Annotated in this window: 24 protein-coding genes; 15 read left to right on the top strand and 9 right to left on the bottom strand. The window is 34.1% G+C overall.

Going from position 1 to position 25,276, the window contains the following annotated elements:
• Positions 1 to 2 precede the first annotated feature (2 nt).
• On the bottom strand, positions 3 to 161 hold the full coding sequence (rpmH, locus tag INR76_RS09395; protein WP_114492135.1) for a 50S ribosomal protein L34: 159 nt from the start codon (positions 159 to 161) through the stop codon (positions 3 to 5).
• A gap of 160 nt (positions 162 to 321) precedes the next feature.
• Here rpmH and INR76_RS09390 point away from each other — a divergent pair, with 160 nt between their 5' ends.
• Together INR76_RS09390 and INR76_RS09385 are read left to right on the top strand one after the other, a co-directional pair.
• Positions 322 to 894, top strand: a complete 573-nt coding sequence (locus tag INR76_RS09390; protein WP_223107651.1) for a DUF2892 domain-containing protein — start codon at positions 322 to 324, stop codon at positions 892 to 894.
• 142 nt (positions 895 to 1,036) lie between these two features.
• Entirely contained in the window at positions 1,037 to 1,741 is a 705-nt protein-coding gene (locus INR76_RS09385; RefSeq protein ID WP_223107649.1) for a redoxin domain-containing protein, read from the top strand.
• A gap of 79 nt (positions 1,742 to 1,820) precedes the next feature.
• On the opposite strand, the gene INR76_RS09380 is transcribed toward INR76_RS09385, so the two are convergent.
• Both INR76_RS09380 and INR76_RS09375 read right to left on the bottom strand, forming a co-directional pair.
• On the bottom strand, positions 1,821 to 2,753 hold the full coding sequence (locus INR76_RS09380; protein WP_223107648.1) for a lytic transglycosylase domain-containing protein: 933 nt from the start codon (positions 2,751 to 2,753) through the stop codon (positions 1,821 to 1,823).
• 60 nt (positions 2,754 to 2,813) lie between these two features.
• The gene (locus INR76_RS09375) at positions 2,814 to 3,476 is read right to left on the bottom strand and encodes an alpha/beta hydrolase (RefSeq protein ID WP_223107646.1); all 663 of its coding nucleotides are present in this window, start codon (positions 3,474 to 3,476) and stop codon (positions 2,814 to 2,816) included.
• Between the two features lie 92 nt (positions 3,477 to 3,568).
• On the opposite strand from INR76_RS09375, the gene INR76_RS09370 reads away from it, so the two are divergent.
• Both INR76_RS09370 and INR76_RS09365 read left to right on the top strand, forming a co-directional pair.
• The gene (locus tag INR76_RS09370) at positions 3,569 to 4,285 is read left to right on the top strand and encodes a pirin family protein (protein WP_223107645.1); all 717 of its coding nucleotides are present in this window, start codon (positions 3,569 to 3,571) and stop codon (positions 4,283 to 4,285) included.
• Positions 4,286 to 4,307: 22 nt separating this feature from the next.
• Positions 4,308 to 4,607 (top strand): GNAT family N-acetyltransferase, encoded by a 300-nt coding sequence (locus INR76_RS09365; RefSeq protein ID WP_223107644.1) that lies wholly within the window; start codon positions 4,308 to 4,310, stop codon positions 4,605 to 4,607.
• Here INR76_RS09365 and mtaB read toward each other — a convergent pair.
• Positions 4,604 to 5,941: a tRNA (N(6)-L-threonylcarbamoyladenosine(37)-C(2))-methylthiotransferase MtaB gene (gene mtaB, locus INR76_RS09360; RefSeq protein WP_223107643.1), complete on the bottom strand. Its 1,338-nt coding sequence runs from the start codon at positions 5,939 to 5,941 to the stop codon at positions 4,604 to 4,606. The genes INR76_RS09365 and mtaB overlap by 4 nt on opposite strands.
• A 61-nt stretch (positions 5,942 to 6,002) precedes the next feature.
• Here mtaB and INR76_RS09355 point away from each other — a divergent pair, with 61 nt between their 5' ends.
• Together INR76_RS09355 and INR76_RS09350 are read left to right on the top strand one after the other, a co-directional pair.
• On the top strand, positions 6,003 to 7,622 hold the full coding sequence (locus tag INR76_RS09355) for an ABC transporter substrate-binding protein (protein WP_223107642.1): 1,620 nt from the start codon (positions 6,003 to 6,005) through the stop codon (positions 7,620 to 7,622).
• Between the two features lie 6 nt (positions 7,623 to 7,628).
• A complete protein-coding gene (locus INR76_RS09350; protein ID WP_223107641.1) occupies positions 7,629 to 7,907 on the top strand; it encodes a hypothetical protein in 279 nt (92 codons plus the stop codon).
• Here INR76_RS09350 and INR76_RS09345 read toward each other — a convergent pair.
• Together INR76_RS09345 and INR76_RS09340 are read right to left on the bottom strand one after the other, a co-directional pair.
• Complete coding sequence (locus INR76_RS09345) at positions 7,904 to 9,079, bottom strand: GlmU family protein (protein WP_223107640.1); 1,176 nt, start codon at positions 9,077 to 9,079, stop codon at positions 7,904 to 7,906. The two genes, INR76_RS09350 and INR76_RS09345, sit on opposite strands and share 4 nt — an antisense overlap.
• A 129-nt stretch (positions 9,080 to 9,208) precedes the next feature.
• A complete protein-coding gene (locus INR76_RS09340; protein ID WP_223107639.1) occupies positions 9,209 to 9,493 on the bottom strand; it encodes a type B 50S ribosomal protein L31 in 285 nt (94 codons plus the stop codon).
• A 206-nt stretch (positions 9,494 to 9,699) separates the two neighbouring features.
• Here INR76_RS09340 and INR76_RS09335 point away from each other — a divergent pair, with 206 nt between their 5' ends.
• The 7 genes from INR76_RS09335 (at position 9,700) to INR76_RS09305 (ending at position 16,789) form a co-directional block, all read left to right on the top strand.
• The gene (locus tag INR76_RS09335; RefSeq protein ID WP_223107638.1) at positions 9,700 to 10,230 is read left to right on the top strand and encodes a DUF4199 domain-containing protein; all 531 of its coding nucleotides are present in this window, start codon (positions 9,700 to 9,702) and stop codon (positions 10,228 to 10,230) included.
• A gap of 7 nt (positions 10,231 to 10,237) precedes the next feature.
• Entirely contained in the window at positions 10,238 to 11,191 is a 954-nt protein-coding gene (locus INR76_RS09330; RefSeq protein ID WP_223107637.1) for a glycosyltransferase family 2 protein, read from the top strand.
• A gap of 39 nt (positions 11,192 to 11,230) precedes the next feature.
• Positions 11,231 to 12,949 (top strand): phospho-sugar mutase, encoded by a 1,719-nt coding sequence (locus INR76_RS09325; protein WP_223107636.1) that lies wholly within the window; start codon positions 11,231 to 11,233, stop codon positions 12,947 to 12,949.
• Positions 12,949 to 14,772, top strand: a complete 1,824-nt coding sequence (locus INR76_RS09320) for an ABC transporter ATP-binding protein (protein WP_223107635.1) — start codon at positions 12,949 to 12,951, stop codon at positions 14,770 to 14,772. The genes INR76_RS09325 and INR76_RS09320 overlap by 1 nt, the downstream gene beginning before the upstream one ends.
• Positions 14,773 to 15,266: 494 nt before the next feature.
• Positions 15,267 to 15,818 (top strand): RNA polymerase sigma factor, encoded by a 552-nt coding sequence (locus INR76_RS09315; protein ID WP_223107633.1) that lies wholly within the window; start codon positions 15,267 to 15,269, stop codon positions 15,816 to 15,818.
• A 22-nt stretch (positions 15,819 to 15,840) separates the two neighbouring features.
• The gene (locus INR76_RS09310; RefSeq protein ID WP_223107632.1) at positions 15,841 to 16,338 is read left to right on the top strand and encodes a hypothetical protein; all 498 of its coding nucleotides are present in this window, start codon (positions 15,841 to 15,843) and stop codon (positions 16,336 to 16,338) included.
• 1 nt (position 16,339) lies between these two features.
• Positions 16,340 to 16,789, top strand: coding sequence for a sensor of ECF-type sigma factor (locus INR76_RS09305; RefSeq protein WP_223107631.1), 450 nt, complete (start codon positions 16,340 to 16,342; stop codon positions 16,787 to 16,789).
• A gap of 55 nt (positions 16,790 to 16,844) precedes the next feature.
• Here the strand turns inward: INR76_RS09305 and INR76_RS09300 are convergent, their stop codons facing one another.
• Positions 16,845 to 17,885, bottom strand: a complete 1,041-nt coding sequence (locus INR76_RS09300) for an oxidoreductase (protein WP_223107630.1) — start codon at positions 17,883 to 17,885, stop codon at positions 16,845 to 16,847.
• Between the two features lie 70 nt (positions 17,886 to 17,955).
• Between INR76_RS09300 and INR76_RS09295 the strand changes: the two genes are divergently transcribed.
• A complete protein-coding gene (locus INR76_RS09295; protein ID WP_223107629.1) occupies positions 17,956 to 19,164 on the top strand; it encodes an RsmB/NOP family class I SAM-dependent RNA methyltransferase in 1,209 nt (402 codons plus the stop codon).
• Between the two features lie 10 nt (positions 19,165 to 19,174).
• The gene (locus INR76_RS09290) at positions 19,175 to 20,212 is read left to right on the top strand and encodes an endonuclease (RefSeq protein ID WP_223107628.1); all 1,038 of its coding nucleotides are present in this window, start codon (positions 19,175 to 19,177) and stop codon (positions 20,210 to 20,212) included.
• Between the two features lie 74 nt (positions 20,213 to 20,286).
• Here INR76_RS09290 and INR76_RS09285 read toward each other — a convergent pair whose 3' ends face one another.
• Both INR76_RS09285 and INR76_RS09280 read right to left on the bottom strand, forming a co-directional pair.
• The gene (locus tag INR76_RS09285) at positions 20,287 to 23,208 is read right to left on the bottom strand and encodes a GEVED domain-containing protein (RefSeq protein WP_223107627.1); all 2,922 of its coding nucleotides are present in this window, start codon (positions 23,206 to 23,208) and stop codon (positions 20,287 to 20,289) included.
• Positions 23,209 to 23,306: 98 nt separating this feature from the next.
• Positions 23,307 to 25,268: an endonuclease gene (locus INR76_RS09280; RefSeq protein WP_223107626.1), complete on the bottom strand. Its 1,962-nt coding sequence runs from the start codon at positions 25,266 to 25,268 to the stop codon at positions 23,307 to 23,309.
• Positions 25,269 to 25,276 lie beyond the last annotated feature (8 nt).

The raw sequence follows: 25,276 nt of genomic DNA, 5'->3' as shown, positions 1-25,276 counted from the left end.
CATTATTTTTTGTGACGTGTTTCAGAAGATACAGAAAGCTTTTTTCTGCCTTTCGCTCTACGCGCAGCTAAAACTTTTCTACCGTTTACTGAAGCCATACGCTCTCTAAAACCGTGTTTATTTCTTCTTTTTCTCTTTGATGGCTGAAATGTTCTTTTCATTGTAACTTAGGTTATAACTTCTTCTGAAAATTTTTTTATTTAGACCTCTTTCAAAGTCGGGTGCAAATATACAATCATTTTTTAGCTTTCCAAACGGAAAATTGAAAAAATATTTATTTGTTTTTACTACCTTTGCCGTCCCTATAAAAATAGTGATTGCATGTTCAACAAAAATATAAAATTAGTATTAGCAGCATTGATTATTGGTGTTGCTGTTTGGCAGTTTTTTGAAAACAATATTGGCAACGGGATTATGTTTATACTTCTTTCCCTAATTTTTGTTTTCTTATACTTCAAAAACGAAATTATCTTACTGGCTTTTCTTCAGCTAAGAAAACAAAATTTTGCCGGTGCAAAAAAATGGTTGGACAAAATTAAAAACCCTAAAGCTTCTCTAGTACAAAAACAACAAGGATACTACTATTACCTTAATGGTTTAATGGTATCTCAAACCAATATGAATGAAGCTGAAAAACATTTCAAAAAAGCTGTAAACCTAGGGTTAAATATGAGTGCAGATATGGCAATGGCAAAATTAAACCTCGCCGGAATTGCAATGACCAAAAACCGAAAAAGAGAAGCACAGATATTAATGAAAGAGGCTCAAAAGCTAGACAAACACAATATGCTGGATGATCAAATAAAAATGATGAAACAGCAAATGAAAAGAGCCGGACAACCTAATCAACACTTTGGTGGCGGAAGAGCGGGACGCCGTGGAGGACGTCGATAAATTCTTACAACTACATACGTGTATCCACGTACACTCCTACTTTTTTTTACGCTTTAACGATTATAGCTAATGGTTAAACGAAAAAATACATTTTTCTCTTAACATCTTCATACTTTTGAATAGTCAATAAGTATGAATGCGTATGAGTAGAAAACTACTTCTCCTTTTTTTATTGGTCTCATTTTCAGTATTCTCTCAAGAAGCAGAGGATGAAAACCTATTCTCTCAAGCGATTGGAAACAATATCAAAAAATATAAGTTTCAATCGAATCAGGCTTATATTGACCAAAATTATGACCGAGCCCAATTTTTGTTTGATTCATTAATTAACAATGTAATTAACGGCAGCCGTCTAGACGATTTTGCTGTGCGAAAAACTAGTGGAAAAAAAGTTAACTTTTATGATTTTGAAAAACCTGTTTTCTTAATTACGTATGCTTCTTGGTGTACGCCAGGTATTGGAGAAATTCCGGCATTGAATAAGATAGCCGAAGAAAACAAAGATGAAATAGATTTTGTAGTTCTTTTTTGGGACTCTAAAAAGAAAGCTAGAAAAAAAGCACGTGAGTACAGTAGCGATATTACTATTCTTTATGTAGACGAAACTGAAAACACACACGATCACATTATTGAAACAATGAAGCATAGCTTAGGGTTTCCTACATCTTTTTTTGTTGACTCAAATAAAACAATAATTGATGTAAGACGTGGAGTTTTGCATCCTTATAATGAATCTTATGATGTTTCATTTGATATGAATTATGATTCGTATCACAATGGAGTATCACTTCTTAAAAGCTTTGATACTAATAAACAAACAGATTTAGTAGTAAAAGACAATCCTTAAAAAAGGAAAACTAACCAAATAGTAAGAGGCCAATGTGTAATAAGCATTGGCCTCTTTAATTATAGTTGTTTCAGAAGCATTATTTGGATGGCGTATAATACCCTTTTTCCGGAATTTCAATCATATACTCTTTCCTTGAAGCGTTTTTTAAATACGTTTCGCGAAGCCAAGGATTGTGTATTTTTAAGATCTTATAATTGATACCAAACTGCTTAGCAAAAGCAGGAAAATCTGTTACCGCAGTATCAACTTTAACCTTGTACGTAGGAACTGGTTGGTATAAATCTTTTTCTCTATAATTAAATCCATACTTTTTAGGATTTGAGAGAATCTCTTTAAAAGCCAATATTCTGAAAACATAACGACTGGTTTCGTTATTTAAAAGAATATCATAGTAATCATTATCTGCTTTTTGTCTATCAATTTGTTTACTCACACCATAATTGCCGGCGTTATATGCAGCGGCTGCCAATGTCCAACTTCCAAAACGCTCCTTTGATTTTTTAAGATATTCAGCAGCTACCTTGGTTGCTAATTCTAGGTTATATCGCTCATCAACATAATCATTAATTTCCAAACCATACTCTCGACCGGTGCTACTTAAAAAATGCCAAAACCCGGCAGCTCCAGCCGGAGAACTATTGTTTTCCAAAGCACTTTCAGCAACTGCTAGATATTTAAAGTCATCGGGCAGCCCATATTTTTCTAATAAAGGCTCAATAATTGGAAAGTATTTATTAGCTCGTTTTATGATAAGTAAACCGTTAGATTGCCAATAGGTATTAACCAACAACTCTCTGTCTAAGCGTTCACGAATATCAGGTTCGTCTAAAGGGACAGGTTCTCCGGCAAAATCCATCGTTTCTGGCAATGGTAATGCATAGATATTATAATCATTTACCAAATTCTTTTCTAAACGCTCATTGGTAGGCGGATCTTGAACAGCATTTACACATAATCCACTTACTGCAAATAGTATAGCTCCCAATCCTATTTTTGATAAAAAACTCATAACTTATTTTTTTATTAAAGATAATTAATAATATAGCGCTTTTCAATTAATTAACAGATTTCAGCTAGAAATAATTTCAACAATTTTTTCTGAAACTTGCTTTCCTTTATTTAAGAGCATAATATGAGTCCCTCCTTCTAGTTTTATACAATCGTGAATATTTTTAATAGGAAAAACTATGTCTTTGTCTCCATGAATATGCACAACATTCTCTAGCGGCTCAGCACGTTGCCACTTTACCATGTTTTTTATTGCCCAATCTAAATATTGCTTATCCCGTACGTGAAGAAACTCTTGATATAACTGAAGTCTTTTTTTGGATCTTGGTCCTACAGAAAACTTGGTAAGATCATCTGCACTCAACACCAATCTAGTAGGTATAAGTTTATAAGCACCTGTTTTACTAGCAAATTTCATACGAGTTGGTAATTCTCTTTTTGATTTTACGCTAGAAATTATAATTAAATTTTTCAAAGTAAGAAACTGAGCCATTTCTTGCACTACTACTCCACCAAAAGAAACGCCTACCAAGACAGAGTTAGGCTCAGTAACTCTATCTGCCATTCTTTTAGCATATACCTTTAACGGCTCATTTTTTTCAGGAATTAACCATTCAAGAATATGGATTTTAAAGCGGTCTTCTGGAAGGTTAATATTTTTAAAAATTTCTTTTCCGGCAGCCATTCCCGGAACAAAATAAACGTGAATAATTTTTGAAGCCATAAAGGATTAATAAAAATGAAAACGTATCATCAATCTTATTTTTTGTAACTTTGTTAGGCAAAGATACTATTATCTTATAGCTATTGGAGCGTATGAAAAAGATTTTACATCCTGCTGAGAGTCGTGGAACAGCAAATTTTGGCTGGTTGCAAGCTCGGTATTCATTTAGTTTTGCCAATTATTTTAATCCTGAACGTATTCAGTTTGGTAAACTACGTGTGTTAAACGATGACCAAGTAGATCCTTCTATGGGTTTTGGCAAACATCCTCATAAGAATATGGAAATTGTAACCATCCCTCAATCTGGTGCTTTAAAACATCAAGATTCTATGGGAAATTCTGGAGTTATACATTCTGGAGATATTCAAGTTATGAGTGCCGGCTCTGGTGTTGAACATAGTGAAGTAAATGCAAGTCCCCACGAAGCAGTTACTTTATTTCAAATTTGGATTCTTCCAGAAAGAGAAAATGTAAGCCCTAGATATAACCAAAAGAAGATTGCTCCTTTATTAAAAGACAATACATTTAGTACGATTGTAAAGCCAAAGTCTGAAGCAAACGAAGACGAACTTTGGATACATCAACAAGCCTATTTTAGCATTGGTAAATTTTCAAAACAAACTGAAACAACCTATTCATTACATAACAAATCTCATGGTGTATACGTTTTTGTTATAGACGGCACTATTCTTGTTGATAATGAAACACTTAATAAACGAGACGCTATAGGAATTTGGGAAACCAACACTATCTCAATTACAGCACACAAAAACAGTCACGTTTTATTGATTGAAGTACCGATGAACTAATAATTAATTAAAAACAACTCCCATGATTGAAGAGGTAGAAATTACTGATAATGAGTTTTTAAGACAGTTTGAACTTGAAATAGGAGATAATATGGCTCGTATTGAATATGCCCTCCAGGACAGAAAAATCTTTTTAACAAAATATGATATGCCTGAAGACCTAGAAGATCAAGGCTTTAGAGATATATTTATAAGAGCCGTTTTTGAAGAAGTAAAAAACAGAGGGATTAGCCTCGTACCCACAAGCCCTGAAATTGCCGGTTTTATGCGCAAAAACAGAAGAAAATATAGAGATTTATTACCTGTAGGTATTAGTATTTAACTAGCCAAAGCTTTTTCATTTATAAACTCAAATCGCACCAATCCATCTGTATCAATTTCAGTAAGTTCAATGCTATGAAGTGTGTTTACTAACGCAGGATTCCAAGGGGTTTTTACTTTTACATAATTTTCAGTAAAGCCATGAATATATCCTTTTTTGTTTTCACCTTCAAATAAAACAGTTCGCACAGTACCTAACTGGCTTTCATAAAAAGCTCTACGTTTTTTTGCTGAAAGCCCTCGTAGCATTTTGCTTCGTTTTTTCCTCACTTTGTTTGGCACTACACCATCCATTTCTGCAGCCGGTGTATTATCACGTTCAGAATAAGTAAAAACGTGTAGATATGATATATCAAGCTCATTCAAAAAGTTATACGTTTCTAAAAAACGCTCTTCTGTTTCACCTGGAAAACCTACTATTACATCAACACCTATACACGCATGAGGCATTACTTTCTTAATACGTTTTACTCTATCAACATATAATTCACTCATATACCGACGACGCATTAACTTTAACAAATCGTTACTTCCGCTTTGAAGCGGAATATGAAAATGCGGTACAAATGTATTTGAGTCTGCTACAAAGTCAATAGTTTCGTTTTTAAGCAAATTGGGTTCAATTGATGAAATGCGAAGACGCTCAATGCCTTCAACTTCATCAAGTGCTTCACATAATTCAAAAAAAGTATGTTCATGTTTTTTATTACCAAACTCCCCTTTTCCGTAGTCACCAATATTAACACCGGTTAATACAATTTCTTTAATTCCTTTTTCTGAAATTTCAGCAGCATTATTCAGTACATTTTCAAGAGTATCACTTCTTGATATCCCTCTTGCCAATGGAATAGTACAATATGTACATTTATAATCACATCCATCTTGTACTTTTAAAAAGGCTCTGGTGCGATCACCTATTGAGTAAGATCCTACATAAAAATCTGCTTCGTTGATTTCACAGGAATGTACTTCGCCAAAATCATTTTTGGAAAGATCGTTTAAGTAATCTGTGATTTTAAATTTTTCAGTGGCGCCCAATACCAAATCAACTCCTTGCACATCTGCCAACTCTTCGGGTTTTAATTGAGCATAACAACCCACTGCAGCCACAAAAGCATCTGGATTTACTTGTTGTGCTTTTTTTACAATAGTTTTAAAACGTTTATCAGCGTTTTCAGTAACACTACACGTATTAATTACATATATATCTGCCTTTTCTGAAAACTCTACTCGAGAAAATCCTTCATCTTTAAAATTACGAGCAATGGTAGAGGTTTCACTAAAGTTGAGCTTACAGCCCAAGGTATAAAATGCAACTTTTTTTGTAGCGTTCATTCTTGTATTTTTGACAAATGTGAGCGCAAAATTACAAACTATATTCGTTTCACGAAAATCTATGCTACAACAACTCAGTAAAACAATCAACACAGTATCAGTAATTTGCATATTACTATTGGTTTTATCTTGCAGTAATGAAAGTAAAAACAATAAAGACCATTTGGTTTTTAGGTATAATGAACATAGTAATATAAGCTCTCTAGATCCCGCATTTGCAAGAAACCCACAAAATATATGGCCTTCTAATCAATTATTTAATGGGCTTGTACAACTTGATGACTCTCTTAATATACAACCAGATATTGCCAAAAGATGGGAAGTTAATGATAGTACTTTTACGTACACTTTTTATTTGCGTGATGATGTCTATTTTCATAAAAACAAAGCCTTTGGCAAAGACTCTACCCGAACTGTAACAGCGCACGATTTTGTTTTTAGTTTTGACAGGCTAACCGATGAGCAAGTTGCTTCTCCAGGTAGTTGGGTTATGAATACGGTAGACTATTATAAAGCTATAAATGACTCGACCCTCATTATTCAATTAAAAAAACCTTTTCCTGCTTTTCTAGGGTTATTATCCATGCGATATTGTTCGGTAGTGCCCGAAGAAGCTATAAATATATACGGAAATGAATTTAGAAGCAATCCTGTAGGTACAGGACCTTTTCAATTTAAAATGTGGGAAGAAAATATAAAACTAGTACTTCGGAAAAATCCACTGTATTTTGAAATTGACGATCAAGGCAATCAACTTCCATATTTAGAAGCGGTAGCTATAACTTTTTTACCAGATAAACAAAGTGAGTTTTTAGAGTTTGCTCAAGGTAAATTAGATTTCATTTCAGGTTTAGATAATTCATATAAAGATGAAATAATAACCACACAAGGAAAACTACAAGAAAAATACAAAGACCGTGTAAAGCTGCTAACAACACCATATTTAAACACAGAATATTTAGGTTTTTTTATGGAAACCAACACTCCTGAAATAAACTCTAAAACGCTACGTCAAGCAGTAAATTATAGTTTTGACAGACAGAAAATGATAACTTACCTACGCAACGGAATGGGAATACCTGCCACACATGGTTTTATTCCTAAAGGGCTTCCGGGTTTTGCTTCTATTGATGGTTTTGACTATAACCCCGATAAAGCACGAAAACTTATTGAACAATATAAAAAAGACACTGGCGATTTACAACCAGAAATCACCATTGGAACCAATAGCCAGTATCTTGACATTTGTGAATACATTCAACGCGAACTTGAAAAAATTGGAATTGCTGTAACTATTGATGTTATGCCACCTTCTACCCTTCGGCAAATGAAAAGTACTGGCGAGCTTGATATTTTTAGAGCCAGTTGGATTGCAGATTATCCAGATGCAGAAAATTATCTTTCTTTATTTTACAGTAAAAATTTTACCCCAAACGGTCCTAACTACACTCACTTTAAAAACACAGCTTTTGATAGTTTGTATGAACATTCTTTAACTATTTCAGATGTTGAAAGAAGAAAAGAGTTGTATACAAAAATGGATTCAATACTTATTAAAGAAGCGCCAGTAGTACCACTGTATTATGATATGGCCATTCGGTTTGTAAACAAAAAAGTTTCCGGCCTAGGAATTAATCCACAGAATTTTTTATTTTTAAAACACGTAAAAAAAGAAAAATAAACTTATATGGGTTTTGGAGGTTCTGCTTTGGCAATGATACAAACGCTTAAAAACAACGCAAAGCAGCTTGCCAGCCGCAACAAATATTTTGATAAAAAAACTGACTCACAATCTGTTTACGGAAAGTTTATTGATCACAAAAAAATGTCTCCTAAGGAGTTTGAAGAATTCAAGAAAAAGTTAAAAACAGAAGCATCGCTACAGCACAAAAAAGTAGTAATTACTTATGGAATAGTAATATCTTTGACTGTAGGCTTAGCTGTATACTTTTTATATTTTTACTAGCTACGTCGCCACTTAGCAGTTTCTTCAAATACGTATTCTAAAATAGTAGCGTCCATTTCAGAAAAAGTTTTATTTCTTCTTGCCATAACCACTTTGGCAACTTCAAATGCCTTATTGGTTTTATAAGTTGTCATTCCTCCGCTTCCGCCCCAGCTAAAGCTAGGTACAAAATTACGTGGAAAACCGCTTCCGAAGATATTAGCACTCACACCTACTACCGTACCCGTATTAAACATGGTATTAATGCCACATTTACTGTGATCACCCATCATCAATCCACAAAATTGTAATCCGGTTCTGGCAAAACCTTCGGTTTCATAATCCCATAGGCGCACCTCTGCATAGTTGTTTTTAAGGTTGCTATTATTGGTATCGGCACCTAGGTTACACCACTCACCTATTACAGAATTACCCAAAAACCCATCATGACCTTTATTTGAATACCCCATAATTACAGAGTTATTTAACTCACCTCCTACTTTACTGTATGGCCCAATGGTACAACCTGTATAAATTTTTGCATTCATTTTTACAGTTGCGTTATTACAAAGCGCAAACGGACCTCTAATCATAGATCCTTCCATAATTTCGGCATTTTTACCAATATAAATAGGTCCTTCTGTAGCGTTTAAGGAGCATAGAGGAAGTTTGGCTCCTTCTTCTATAAAAATGTTTTCTTTATTAAATGCCACAGCCATTTCGGGGATAGGTTGCGACTCTCTTCCCTTTGTTAATAAATCAAAATCTCTTTTTATAGCATCATGATTTTTTGAAAAAATATCCCAAGAATGTTCTATACGCAACACATCATCGTAAGTGTATTGAATCACATCATAGGTATCAAAATCAACTTCTTGATCTTCGGTAGTATAAAAGGCAATGGGTTCATCTTCAAAAAAGATAGCTTGATTTTCGGTAAGAGACTTAACAATATTGACTAGGTTTTCTGAAGGAAGAAAAGATGCGTTGATCAATACATTTTGCTCCATTTCAACCATAGGGTATTTTTCAGAAAGGTAATCTTCTGTAATCGTAGTTGTGGTAAAACCCAACAAGTGTTCCCATTTTTCACGAATAGTTAATATGCCTATGCGAATATCTGCTACTGGCCGTGTGAATGTAAAGGGTAATAATTGATTGCGTACAGCGCCGTCAAAAAGAATATAGTTCATAATGCTAATTTATCTCATAACAAAGATACAATTATATGAAGTGTTACTGGATTGAATTTTTATTCATTTTATTCAATAAAAAAAGCCCTCGTAAATACGAAGGCTTACCAATATTATATCAAAAAAAGATTATTCGCTATCTTTAGCTTCTTCTTTCTTAGGAGATTTTTTAAATTTTGCGTATTTGTTTTTAAACTTATCAATACGCCCTGCGGTATCAAGTAATTTAGCTTTACCAGTGTAATATGGGTGAGAAGTTCTAGAAATTTCCAACTTCACCAATGGGTATTCTGTACCGTCAACCTCGATCGTCTCTTTCGTTTCTGCAGTAGATTTAGTTAAAAAAACATCGTCGTTAGACATATCTTTAAATGCAACTAATCTATAATTTTCTGGATGGATACCTTTTTTCATCTCGTTATCTTTTTAATAGGGTCTCAATTTTGAGAATGCAAATTTAATTATTTTTAATAAACTGCCAATAATTATTCTTCTTTTTTTGAAAAGAAAAATAACACCTAATTTAATAAATTGTACAGAAAAAACTTTTCAAGAAAATAAACCGTAACAATTTACTACTTTTGTTTACTAACTAACCGAAACCAAAAAAACTTCATAATATGGAAAATCAAACTGCATCTGTTAAAAAGATAGGCTTTAATTACGGCCTTATACTAGCCTTATTAGTTGTAGGCTTATCTGTAATTGTTTACGTTCTAGGCTTACACCTAGACCAACCTTGGTGGCAATCTGTGCTTAATTTCATATTTATGGCTGTTTGTATCATATATGGCCTAAAAGCATTTAAAAAAGATAATGGTGGTTTTCTATCATTAGGTGAAGCACTTAAAACGGGACTTGTTATTGCGATAGTTTCAGGAATAATCGGCTCAATATTTACCTACATCTTTATTACAGTTATTGAACCAGATTTTATTACTCAAATGCTAGAGGTAACTCAAGAAAAAATGATTGAACAAAATCCAAATATGACGCAAGAACAAATGGATATGGCAATGGGAATGACTGAAAAGTTTATGAGTCCTTGGATTATGTTTGCAATGGGATTAATTGCGTCACTATTTTTTGGGTTTATCATTTCACTAATAGCGGGTCTAATTATGAAACAACCTAGACCAAACCACGAATAATTTTTTTATGAATATATCCATCGTCATTCCTCTTCTTAATGAAGAAGAATCCATAAACGAGTTATACCATTGGATTGCAAACGTTATGCAATCCAATGGCTTTTTATATGAACTCATCTTTATTGACGACGGTAGCAATGATGACTCTTGGGATATAATTGACAACCTTTCTCGTGAACATAAAGAGGTAAAGGCTATTCGTTTTTTAAAAAACTTCGGAAAGTCACAAGCCCTACACGCCGGTTTTGCTCTAGCTATTGGTGATGTAGTTATTACTATGGACGCCGATTTGCAAGATAATCCTGAAGAAATTCCAGAGCTGTATCATATGATTGTAAATGAAAAATATGATTTGGTATCTGGATGGAAGAAAAAAAGATATGATTCGGTAGTGGCAAAAAACATGCCTTCAAAGCTCTTTAATTTTGCTGCCAGAAAAACATCGGGCGTACAATTACACGATTTTAATTGTGGGCTTAAAGCCTATAAAAATAAGGTTATAAAAACTATTGAGGTAACCGGTGAAATGCACAGATACATACCGGTATTGGCCAAAAACGCCGGTTTTAATAAAATTGGTGAAAAAGTAGTACAGCATCAAGCCAGAAAATATGGCACCACAAAGTTTGGCGCAGAACGGTTTATACGCGGTTTTTTAGATTTAATCACCATTTCGTTTTTATCACGCTTCGGAAAAAGACCGATGCATCTTTTTGGAGCTTGGGGTGCCTTTATGCTTTTTGTAGGGTTCTGTTTTGCATTATATCTAGGTATTGACAAATTATTCATACACACAAAAGCTCGTCTTTTGACCGAGCGACCTGAATTTTTTATTGCTCTTACAGCAATGGTTTTAGGAACGCAACTTTTCCTTGCTGGCTTTTTGGGTGAACTCATCTTACGAAGCAAAAAAGATTCAAAAAGCTACATTATTAAAGAACACCGAAACGTTAAAGAATAACGAATTGGTTTCTGTATTTTTGCAGTTTAAAACAAACAAATGATTTACGTAGATCCCAGCATATTAGAGCGCGTTAACAAGTGGCTTACCCCTTTTTTTGATGACAAAACACAGCATACCATCAAAGAAATGATCGCTCACGACCCACAAGGTCTTGAAGACAGTTTTTATAAAAATTTGGCTTTTGGCACAGGCGGTATGCGCGGTATAATGGGCGTTGGTGATAATCGAATCAATAAATACACCCTCGGAAAAAACACTCAAGGACTTTCTAATTACCTAAAAAAACAATTTTCTAATGAACACATTAAGGTTGCAATTGCCTACGATTGTCGTCATAACAGTAAAGAATTGGCACAGGTAGTTGCAAATGTATTTTCAGCAAATGGTATTGAAGTCTTTTTGTTTTCAGATCTGCGACCTACACCAGAACTTTCATTTGCCGTAAAACACCTTAACTGCCATTGTGGTATTGTGTTGACTGCTTCGCATAACCCGCCAGAATATAACGGCTACAAAGTGTATTGGCAAGATGGTGGTCAATTGGTTCCTCCGCAAGATGGCGAAATTATTGCTGAAATAAACTCTTTAGAATATTCAGACATTAATTTTAAAGCAGATTCAGAAAAAATTCAATCGATAGATTCTGAAATTGATAATGCTTTTGCCAAAGCATCAATTAAAAACGGAAGTTTTAATACTTCAGAAAAAGCAAAAGACAACCTCAAGATTGTATTTACTTCATTGCACGGTACCTCCATTACTATGATTCCGAAGGTACTAGAACAAGCTGGTTATAAAAATGTTACAATTGTTGAAGAACAAGCTCAGCCAGATGGTGATTTTCCTACTGTGGCATCACCTAATCCAGAAGAGCCGGAAGCTTTAAAAATGGCACTCGAACTTGCAGATAAAAAACATGCCGATATTGTAATAGGTACCGATCCAGATTGTGACAGACTTGGTATAGCCGTAAGAGATACAGAAGGACAAATGACTTTGCTTAATGGTAATCAAGCCATGATACTTAAAACACACTTTTTGCTTGAGGCGTATAAGAAAGCTGATAAGTTAAATGGCAAACAATTTATCGCTTCTACCGTTGTTTCTACACCTATGATGCAGAAACTAGCCCAATCATACCAAGTAATTTACAAAGAAGGCCTTACAGGCTTTAAATGGATTGCAAAAATGGTAAAAGATTTTCCCGAATTAGAATTTATTGGCGGCGGTGAAGAAAGCTTTGGGTTTATGGTAGGTGATTTTGTACGAGATAAAGACGCTGTTACAGCTACCCTATTAGCTTGCGAAATTGCAGCACAGAAAAAGGAAGCCGGAAGCAGTTTATTTGAATACCTTCAATCTATTTATGAAGAGTATGGAATCTATAAAGAACACTTAGTATCCTTAGTAAAAAAAGGTAAAAAGGGTGCTGAAGAAATTTCTGAAATGATGACTACTTTACGTGAAAAACCATTTACCGAAATAGCCGGAAGTAAAGTAATTAGATTTGAAGATTTACAAAAACAACTAGCAACTACGTTTCCGTCAAAAACAACACAAAAGCTTGATATTCCAAAATCAAACGTACTTATTTACTATACCGAAGACGGCAGCAAAATAGCTATGCGTCCTAGCGGAACAGAACCAAAAATCAAGTTTTATATGAGTGTGCAATCACAAGCTACAGGTGAGGCCGCTGCAAAACAGCTTGAGAAAAAAATTAAAAACATTAGTACGCACTTAAACATTAACTAGTGAAATATTTTAAAAAAATACTACGCTACGCACAACCTTACAAAGGATATGCGTGGATGAATATTTTGTCAAACATCTTTTATGCTTTGTTTGGTACTTTGGCAATGGTATCATTATTTCCTATGCTTTCGGTTCTTTTTGACAATACCAAGCGTAGAGAAACTGCACCAGAGTGGGAAGGCCTTTTAAATGCTAAAGATTATTTTGAAGAATACTTAAATTTCTTTGTTACACAACAAGCTCAAGAAGGTACTCAAGACGTTCTTATTTTTATGGTCATTCTTGTAATAGGAATGTTCTTGCTAAAAAACCTTTTTGGCTATTTAGCCATGTACTTTATCACCTTTTTGCGCAATGGCGTACTAAAAGACCTAAGAAATGATCTGTATAAAAAAACTATAGACCTACCCGTGTCTTTTTATTCTGAAAAAAGAAAAGGAGACACAATTGCTAGAATCACAAGTGATGTATTAGAAATTCAACATTCTTTTTTATCAATTTTAGAATTGATTGTGCGCGAACCCCTTACCATACTATTTGCCATTGTAGCTATGGTTTTAATAAGTGCTAAGCTCACGCTATTTGTATTTATTTTTATCCCTATATCGGGATTGATTATTTCTAGAATTGGAAAAAGTTTAAAAAAGAAATCTGATCGTGTTCAAAAAGAACAGGGGTATTTTTTATCAATTTTGGAAGAAACATTAGGTGGTTTAAAAATTATTAAAGGGTTTAATGCAGAAGGTATTTTTAACCGAAAATTCAATGAATCTACTTCTAGATTTTATAAATTTTCAAACTCTTTAGTAAATAGACAAAACCTTGCCTCACCTACAAGTGAATTTTTGGGTATAGTTGTTATTGCTGTTATATTATGGTATGGCGGTCATATGGTATTGGTTGAAAAAAGCTTACAACCCGAGTTGTTTATTGTCTACATGGGACTTGCTTATCAAATTTTAACCCCTGCAAAAGCAATTAGTAAAGCTAGCTATGGTGTTAAAAAAGGAAATGCAGCTGCTGAGCGAGTTTTAGAAATTTTGGAAACGGAGTCAACCATTCAAGATGCTCCAGATGCTATACAAAAGAATACTTTTTCTAATAGCATTGAATTAAAGAATATTTCATTCAAATATGAAGAAGATTATGTGCTACATGATTTTTCATTAACAGTTCCCAAGGGGCACACCATCGCATTGGTAGGACAAAGCGGAAGTGGAAAAAGTACCATCGCCAATTTAATCACTCGGTTTTATGATGTGAACAAGGGAGCTATTAGCATTGACGGAACAGATATTAAAAAAATATCACAGCACTCCTTACGAAGCTTGCTAGGTCTAGTAACGCAAGATTCTATTTTATTTAATGACACTATAAAAGAGAACTTACTTGTCGCCAAAGAAAACGCTACTGAAGAAGAAATAGAAGAAGCTTTAAAAATTGCCAATGCTTGGGAGTTTGTTAAAGAGCTTCCCAATGGTATAGAAACCAATATAGGAGATAGCGGTAATAAGTTAAGTGGTGGACAAAAACAACGTTTAAGTATTGCCAGAGCGGTTTTAAAAAACCCTCCTATTATGATCCTTGATGAAGCCACATCTGCTTTGGATACTGAAAGTGAAAGGTTGGTACAAGACGCACTGGAAAAAATGATGCAAAACCGAACTTCTGTAGTTATTGCTCATAGACTATCCACCATTCAAAATGCAGATAAGATAGTTGTTCTTTCTAAAGGAAAAATTGTTGAACAAGGGAAACACAGTGAATTACTGGCTAAAAAAGGAGTCTATCAAAGCTTGGTAGAAATGCAATCATTAGCATAAAAAAAAAGAGCAGTTGGGGCTCCGCTCTTTTTTTAATACTGTCATTACATTTGGGGGACGTAATAACGTTTCATAAGTAAGTTATACGATTCAAATATAAATTCTTTTTTACTATTCTGCAAAAAAAATTGCACTTTATCTTTTAAAAATGCATTTCATCGATGTTTTTAATTTATTTAATAGTTAATTTCTTACATCTAAAATTAGCTTCAGAATAAAAAAATAATATATAAAAAAACGGGTCAGCCCCCGCTTAGACCCGTTTTTAAGTTGTTATGTTATACTTGAGGCTTATAACATAAACAAACACATAAGTAGTGTTTTTCAAAACTAGTAAATATTTTCCTACAAAAAAACATTTTATGCTTTTTATCTTAAAATATTGCATTTTGTCGATATTTTGAAATAATTTAATTCTTTCATAAATAGACACCATTTGTCATTAAACCTTTCTATTTTTAGATAGTCATACTAATAGAATAAAACATTAATTTTTGGTTACAGAGCAAGATTTAGTAACGGCTTTACAAAATAGCAAACAAAAAGAAGCTGCTTTTAGAGAACTTGTATCTCAATATAAAAAACAGCTCTATTGGCATATTCGTAAAATAGTATTAAATCACGATGACACAGATGATGTTTTACAAAATACATTCATCAAAATTTATAGGAATATAGATTCATTTAAAGGAGACAGCAAGCTTTATACTTGGATGTATCGCATTGCAACCAATGAATCAATAACGTTTATTAACAAGCGTGCAAAACGTAAACAAATTTCATCTGAAGAGATTAAAGAAAGTACGTTAAAAAACCTAGAAACAGACGTTTATTTTGAAGGAAAAACCATCCAGTTGCAATTACAAAAGGCAATTGCATCCCTACCTCCAAAACAACAATTGGTATTTAATATGAAGTATTTTGACGATCATACCTATGACGAACTATCTGAAATTCTAGAAACATCTGTAGGCGGATTAAAAAGTAGTTATCACATTGCTGTAAAGAAAATAACCGAATATTTAAAAGCAAATGAAACCTTTTAGGTTTTTTTTAGTCAAAACATAAATGAACAAAAAAAAGCATACACACGGTTTTAAAGTTCCAGAAGACTATTTTGATTCTTTTGAAGAAAATCTATTCAGTAAAATTGAATTAGAAAATCTACCAAAAGACACAGGTTTTGCTGTTCCTGATGACTATTTTGATGCTTTTGATGATCGCCTCTTACAACGTGAAGAGATTTCAGAAAAACAAACCAAAGTACGCTCCCTATTTACAAGTAAAGTGAAATATGCAGTGGCAATTGCAGCATCTATTACCCTACTAGTTTTGCTATTTAACAAACAAGAATCAATTACACTTAACGCAAACACGGTAGACTATTTAGCCATTGAAAATTATATTAATGCGGGACAACTTGATTATGATGTATATGATGTTTCCAATTTACTTTCTGAAAGTAATGATGATATTTTAAATTATGATTCTGAAACAATTTCTGAAGAAGAAATGGAAAGTTACCTGCTAGATACTGTAGATGAATCCACCTTATTAAACGAATAATATGAAACAACTACTTATTCTATTATTGATAGCTACCTCGACCGTTTTTGCACAAAAAAACGATAGGGATGAATGGCATAAAAAAATAAAAGCATTAAAAACAGCTCATATTACCGAAGAGCTTCAGTTTTCTTCAAAAGAAGCAGAAAAATTTTGGCCAGTTTATAATGCTTACGAAGAGAAAATGCATCAATTGCACCGAACTAAGAAAGAACAAATTTATTCAAAATTAAAAAACGGTGTTGACGCCATGAGTACTTCTGAAGCTAACACCTTAATTGATTGCGAAATGCAACTAGAACAAAGAGAATTACAATACCGTAAAGAATTAATCTCTGAGTTAAAAAAAATTATTTCGCCTGCAAAAATAATTAACCTTAAAAAAGCTGAAGAAGATTTTAAAAAAGAATTGCTTAAACGCTATAGAGAACGCAAACGGAATAAAAAATAATTGGTTGGTTTTTGTTTAGATAAAAGGGAGCATAATAACACTATGTTCCCTTTTACTATTTAAATAGAAGTTTTACAATCTTATTGGCGCCACTAGCAAAAGCGATGCTGTCATTTACAAACTCAAGAGCGTAAAAGCCTTGTTCAGAAAGTTCTTGCCATGTTTCACCTTGATCATTGCTATATGAAATTCCTGGTGATCCTACGGCTACTATATCATTTCCATTAGTATTGGGTACAAATTTGACCGATGATCTATATCCAGGTTCATTTCCATTGCTTATCAAATTCCACGTTTTACCACCATCTTTTGTAATAGCTTTATTTCCTTCATTGTAGTTTTTTTGCTCCCAGTCTCCGCCAAAAATAATTCCTGTTTTATTATCAAAAAAATGAACGCTATAAATGCCTGTCATAGCTTTTCCTTGAATGATAGGAGTTTCAAAAACTTCCCAATCCTTCCCTTTGTTACTTGAATGGAAAATACGAGCTCGTTTACCGCCGGTAGCAATCCAAACGTTATCTTTATACAACGATATGTTACTGTTACTTGCCGCAAAAGCTGCCTCACCACTTTCTACTTTTGGCAGGTTATCACAGGATAGTTTTTTCCAGGTATCTCCTCCGTTTTTAGTTAAAATTATAGATAAGCATCCATCAATAGGATCTCCCATAGCTATACCTTCTTCGTTGTTCCAAAACTTCATAGAATCATAAAAAACCTTCTCCCCTGTTTCGGTATAGACTTCTTGAATATTTGTCGCTTTTGTTCCATCAAATCCAATTTTATACAATACAGCAGGATTTGCAATACTCAACACAAAAACTGCTGAATCTGTCGCTGCAATAGAACGAAAGTGAAGTAATGAGTCTTCATATTTAATCGTGGCAAGTTTAGGTTGTTTATTATCAATGAGCCCTACTATTCCTTTATCGGCAGCAAACCAAACTCTATTTTCATCAAGCGGTGTAATTGCTCGTATGCTGAGACTATCTGTAAATACAGGTTCAATATTAACCGAAGTAAATTTTTTTGACTTATTTGATGTACAGGAAATTATGCTTAGTAAAAGCAATAAACTGGGAAGTAAGCGCATTTGTAAATTTTTATGCCAAAAATAAATAAAACGATGGGATTATAATACCTTTGCAAACCAATTTAAAACAATGAGGCTACACCGAAATTTAGTATTTGCAACAGTAGATGCACTGCATTTAATCTTTAATGAAAACAAACAAGCTGATAAAGTGCTTAAAGACACGCTCAAACGTGATAAACGCTGGGGTTCACGTGATAGAAGTTTTATTGCCGAAACTACCTATGATATTGTACGCTGGAAACGGTTATATGCTGAAATAGCCGAAGTAAAAGAACCTTTTGACCGCGCCAATCTATTTCGTCTATTTGCGGTATGGGCAACACTCAACGGAATTAAAATCCCTGATTGGCCACAATTTGAAGCTACCCCTACTCGACGCATAAAAGGCAAATTTGACGAGCTTTCCAAAATAAGAAAATACCGAGAGTCTATCCCAGATTGGTTAGACAAACTTGGTGAAGCAGAATTAGGCAAAAAATGGACTTCTGAAATTGCAGCTTTAAATCAATTAGCAGATGTTGTCCTGCGTGTTAACACTTTAAAAGCTAGTGTAAAAGAAGTTCAAAATGAGCTTTTTGATCAAGATATTGATACCGTAACAATTGAAGGTTACCCTTATGCATTAAAACTCAAAGAACGAGCAAATGTATTTATTACAGATGCTTTTAAGAAAGGATGGTTTGAAGTTCAAGATGCTTCTTCTCAAAAAGTTGCAGAAATTTTAAACCCGAAACCAGGAATGCGCGTAATTGACGCCTGTGCAGGTGCAGGTGGTAAAAGTTTACATTTGGCAGCCTTGATGGAAAATAAAGGTCAAGTTATCGCTCTTGATATCTATGGTAATAAATTAAAAGAATTAAAACGTAGAGCTCGTAGAAATGGTGCTCACAATATTGAAACTCGTTTAATTGATTCAACAAAAGTTATCAAAAAGCTTAAAGGCTCTGCAGATAAGGTTTTAATTGATGCGCCCTGTTCAGGATTGGGTGTTTTAAAACGTAACCCAGATGCCAAATGGAAATTACAACCCGAATTTTTAAATACAATTAAAGATACACAACAAGAGATTCTTACTTCTTATTCAAATATGGTAAAACCTGGTGGGCAATTGGTATATGCAACTTGTTCTATTTTACCTTCAGAAAATAGTGAGCAAGTTTCTACTTTTTTAAGCAGTGAAGCCGGAAAAAACTTCTCCCTTGTAAATGAAGAAAAGATTTATGCTAGCAAATCTGGTTTTGACGGTTTTTATATAGCATTACTTCAAAATAAATAAAACCCAAACAATGAAAAAACTATTACTTATCCCAATTCTATTAGTTGCTTATGCTACCAGCGCTCAGCAACCTTATTACAATGATGTAGATTTGTCCTTAACCGGCCAAGATTTATATTTTGAGCTTCAAGATAAGATTGATATTAATAATAATACTTTTACTTACAATGATGTTAAAGATGCAGTAAAAGTAACAGATGAAGATCCCGAAAATGCAGCAAACGTATTATTAATTTATGGTTACAATGACAATGATGGAAATTGTGTAACAGATAGAAGTCGTGACAAAGATGATTTTGGAGGAGGAACTTGTGAGTACAATAGAGAACACACATTTCCGCGATCTCTAGCAAATCCATCAATGGGCGGGACAAGCAGTGGAACAACCGGTATAGGTGCCGATCCTCATAACTTACGTCCTTCAGATGTGCAAGCAAACGGAAATAGAGGAAATAAAAAATTTGGTTCAGGAAGTGGCAACGCAGGATCTGTAAGTGGTGGCGCTTGGTATCCAGGTGATGAGTGGAAAGGTGATGTTGCGCGTATTATGATGTATATGTATACTCGATATGGCGACCGTTGTTTACCTAGCTTGGTGGGTAATGGAAGTACACAAGGATCTACAGATATGCTTCAGTTGTTTTTGCAATGGAATGTTGAAGATCCGGTGAGTGAATTGGAAGATCAACGTAATCCTTATTTAGAAAACATCTACGGAAACAGAAATCCTTTTATAGACAATCCTATTTTAGCTACCATTATTTGGGGAGGCCCACAAGCAGAGGATAGATGGGGTTTATTATCTACTGAAGAGTTTTCTACAGCTACAACAGCTATTTATCCTAATCCTGCTTCAGAAACTCTGTATATAGAAACAAACACAGGTCTTGGTTTTGAAAATTATATTCTTTTTGATGTAGCAGGAAGAAAGGTAATTAATCAACAAGCAACAGGCGCTATTGATGTTTCTGGATTAAATAGAGGCGTATATCTTTTACACCTTATTTCTTCAGATAAAAAGATTGTTAAGAAAGTAATTATTAAGTAAACTTACCTTTTTTAAAACTAAAAAAGCATCCTTGTGAAAGGATGCTTTTTTTATTCTATGTGGTTTATATTTAATTATTTAACCACTATTCTAGCTGTTTTATAGCTTGTTGTAGACTGTCCACCCATTTTAATGATGTAAACACCACTTGCAACTTGTGACATATCTAGAGAAACTTTATAAGATCCTCCATCTTTTGAAACTGCTTTGTTAAAAGCAATACGCTGTCCCAACGTGTTGTAAACCTCTAAGAATACACCACCATCAAATAACGTATTTAATGATACATCAAATTGTTTATTATTAGTTGTAGTTACAACTAGCTCTGAGCTTGAGATTTGATAATCATTAACTCCTAGTTCTCCAATGTTTACAGTATAATCTTCTATTTCACCTATACCGCTATCATCACAACTGTCATTAGGAACTGGCACTCCTCTTTTACTTCTTAAACGCATTATGTGCTCTCCTATAGGTGCATCTGATGGTACAACCAAACTCAATGTTTCAGTAAATGTTCCAACGTTTTCTCCAGGTGCAATTTCAACGTTTTGAACTACAACTTCATTACTACTAAATTCAAAATCATCATTAAAATCTATCCAAACTTTTACGTACTGTCTTCCATAGCCTGTAGTAATTGTAAGGTCGTTAGTGCTACCAGCAGAGATATTTGCTATTTGATTTCTGAAATCACCATATCCTTCACACTCTGATGGGTTATTAATTTCTGCTATAGAAACTAACCTGAATCCATCACCAAAGCTACAGTTTAACTCTGGCTGACAGTAAATATTTTCTACTGTTTCAGTAATAGTGTTGTTTGCTGGTTGTTGATCACCTGTTAAATTGGTGCTTACTTCAATTTCGTATTCTCTAATTTCATCAAAAATTACTGTTTCGTTAAAATCAAAAGTAATTGATTCACCTGCATTAATGGTTTCAGTTACAGTTTCTACAACTGGTGTAGCACCATCAAGGCTATATTGTATTTCAAAGTTTGACTGTGGATTTGCTCCAAAGTTGTTAACCTCTACAGAAACTGTTTGTTCTCCTAAGCTAGTTCCAGTTACTGGTGAGTTTATAGCTGAAAGACCTACATCTGTAGCTAGTAAACTTCTTACTTCTTTTGTTATACCGTTATTGTCAGCAAACTCGTCTCCACTTAATTCTGTAAATACTTCAATAGTATAAGTAGTTTCTGGAGTTGATAAATCTACAGTTTCAGTAAAAGTATAGGTTGCAGTTTCGTTAGCTTCTATAGTTCCTGAAAACACTTCGTTTGCTACAGTATTTCCATCTACAACTAATTCTACCGGAATATTGCTTTGTGCATCGGTACCAAAGTTTCTTATAGTTACTTCAATTGTTTCGTCATTACTTAATACACCATCTTCTGGTTGTGAAATATTACTAACACCAACGTCAGTTGCAAATCCTCCACTTAATGAGAACGCTGCAATTTGTGTTCTCCAGTTATTTAAAGATGAAAAATAATCTGAAGTAAACCAAAAAGTAAACTCATCTGGATCTAATACCATATGTGAATAATCTCCATAACGGTTTGAGTTGTTACGTATTCCAGGGCCATCGATTATTGTAGTTTCTGCTACAGTCATTTGACCTAATGGGTCTCCATTAAATCTTCCCGTATAACGAAGTGATACAGGTAGCGTTTCACTAGCTGTTGTATAAGCCATTCCTATATTTCCTAATGCATCCATTGCTGCACTACTCATTAAACGACTGTGACCATCTGCTATAGAATAGGTACCTTCTTGGAAAATACTCCAATCACTTACATCATCATTACGTAGTTCAATCCATCTTATTCCTCCAGTTTCATTATTATCAATAAAAGTGTTGAATGTTATTAACCACGAGTTGTGATCTGCAAAACTTCTGTAGTGTGTTGGGAAAGAGATAATACCTCCGTGTCCTGCTAAACGTTGAGAAGTTCCTGGTTGGCGTATTGCTCCATTTCCGTTACCAAAAAGCTCACCAGCATCAAAAGGATCTGTAGCAATTTCTAATGGTTGTGATACAGTTGAATTGTTAGCATTATCCCAGTCTACGTCAATTTCCCAAATTTTTAAATGGTCAAATGTAATTTGACTTGTCCATCCATCATCTTGTAAATAAACAATATAACCTGGAGCTGATGTATCAACATTTGTTCCTAGTAAACTCACTGCACCAGGACTTTTTACTTGGTTAGGGTTTACTACAATTTGTGGTAGGTTAAAAATTTGAATGGTTGGATTTGCTCCACCAATTAACATTTCATTTCGGTCCATCACAAATGCTTGTGTAGTTTGACCGTTAAGGTTTACGGTTCCATAATAACCATCATGCCATAATCCGTATTTAGGATAATCTGGAAAACCGCTAAATTGATATTGATATACATTATAAGCTCCTGTTGGGTCACTCGTTTCAGAAACACCAATTGCCAAAGAGTTGTTTAATGAACCAAATTCACTCACAACCCAGCGCTCTGCTAATTGATCATATAAAATTATAGGGTCACCTGCATTACTGTTAATACCTAAAAAAGCAGCTAGACTTGTAGGACCTACTTCTAGATTTCCTTGCTTATCAAATATTTTTACTAATGAGTTAACAGAATGCACATAATAATCAGGACCTACGGCTCCAGTTGGATCTGGAGGTAAAAAACCAGATTCAGACTGAGAAACTCCAATAAAATTTTGTTCAATATCTCTAGTTTTTATTTTTCCTGTTTTGGTTTGAAGGTTATTTAAAATAGTAGTTGTTTCTACGTGCTCCATTTGAGTTCTAGAGTCGTTAGGCACCATTACCTCTACCGTTTCACTTTTTCTTTCTTCAGGCTTAAGCTTTGCAAACTCTCTAAGAGGCATTGTTTTTCCCAAATAAGTTCCAGTAATAACTTCTGTAGGAGGAAGTTTTTGCTGCGCTAGAAGGGAAGTAAAGCATATTAAACTACATGCTAATAATAGGTAAGTTTTTTTCATAATTTTTAATATAATACATTAATAATCAGTCTGTGCAATATACTAATAATTACTAAATAACAATCCATTAATCCTATAGAGATTAACGGTTTTGCTCATTATTTAACGATTATGTGTTTCACCTCGGTATTATTTTTTGAAACTAGAATCACTATATAGGCTCCAGCTTGATAATTAAGTTGCACTTCTTTATCTTTTGTAAGAGTTTGATGTTCAATTTTTTTTCCATCAACAGAATATATACTCAACTCAGTTTTTTCTGAAATTCCTTTTATATGTAAGGTTTCTGAAACAGGATTGGGATACATAATTACTTCAGAAAGTGAATTTTCTTCAATTGTTAGCGGAAGTTCATATGTTTCACCTTGAAGATTTCCCCAGATATGCTCAACCAAAATAGGGCGATCAATAAATGGATTTCTGTTGAATTGCCAAGTATAAACAATATTGTTTCTATTCATTTCAAAATCATCTGGCGGATCATTTCTGTGCCATTCTAAGAGCGTTTGTAAGTCACCTAATTCTCCTTCTGTTGTGTTTGGCGGGTCTCCATCAACCACATCAATATCATTATAGCGCACAGCCAAAAACAACACAGCTCTTGCAACATCTCCTTTAAAACTTCCTAAATTTCCGGAAGGTCCTGAATATTCACCATAATCTTGATTACCTCTAGAGCTGTTTTCGGGACCATCAACAGCGCGTAACGCATGTGCATCTGAAATTCCATGACGAAGAGAATCTGCATTGGTGGCAACAAAGATGTTTATACCATCTGCAACTTCATCTGCTTCTATTTCAAAAAAACCGCCTCTTGAGCGTGGATAAGTATGCTCCCTATTCCATTTTCCTACATTACTACCGCCAAGATCTTGAAAATCTACTTTGGCTCTTGGCTGTTCTGTGTATAACAACCAAACTTCATTACTGTTTTCTGGGTTTTGATCAGCGTCTTTTAATATATCAATGGCATCTGCATAGGTTTGGCTTCTAACGGTTGCAGGGTTTGCAATAATATCTTGAATTGCTTGCCTTAAATCACCATCTGCTAAACCCCCTAATGAATTGTAATAGGCTTCAGGCTCAGTGCTTTCTACTAGATCAAAAGTAGGGTCAATAGGAGTTCCCCACGGAGCAACTGTAAAATCTAAATCTACTACCAAAAACTCCACATTATCAATAAGGCGATTGTATTCTTGGGGCAACGTTTGTATATCAATTTCAGCAAATTCATCTCCATCGTTGATTCCATCTTCTAATAATTGAATTGTAACTGTAGTTTCAGACATTCCTTCAGGAATAAATACAGAAGTGTTACCTGTAAAATCTTCAGTAGTAAATGAGTCATTTGTTAACGTAAACTGAAAATTAAGATCACTACTCACAGCCTGTTCTGTAGTAAATGTGATTATCATAGTGTCGCCTTCTGTGTACTCCTGTTGGTTTGTAGTAAATGAAACCCCATTTAAGTCTACACCACTACCATCATTTAAGGCTCCGGGTGTAGGAGTTGTTACTATATATGTTCCGTCGGGGTTACGTTGAATAGATTCGGTTGTTTGGTTTCCATTTTCTCCTTCATTGATCTGTTCTGTTAGCCCCAATAAGGCCATTAAATTAGTATCATCTGCGTCATTTGTATCATATGCTAGAGCATCAATCAAATTTATTGTTGTTGCTAAAGTTCCTTCTGGAAAATCTGCTTCGCTTCCTTCATAAATAGCTACTGCATCGGCTCCATTCTGAATTATTGCCGGTGGGATTAAAAATTCAGGAACAGGAGAAACGGTACTACTTCCTATTACCAAAATCCCATTAATATCTGTTGAAAAACCATCTAGATCAAATGCTAAGTAACTACTATCGCCACCACTTTCAGATCCATTAAAAAACACCAAAACATAATCATCAAGATTGGTGTTTGGTACATCTGTTTTTAATTCTACAAACTCTTCAAAATCTTGACCATCTGTATCGGTGTCAAACTCATTGATTACCACTTGTGCACTAACAGAATAAACAAATAGTAAGGTAAAAAGCAAAAAGGAAAATTGTTTCATAAAAAGAA

Source organism: Marixanthomonas sp. SCSIO 43207 (assembly GCF_019904255.1).
Classification (GTDB): domain Bacteria; phylum Bacteroidota; class Bacteroidia; order Flavobacteriales; family Flavobacteriaceae; genus Marixanthomonas.
Note: the sequence above shows the minus strand (reverse complement) of the source record. Positions and strands in the feature narration are given on the sequence as shown.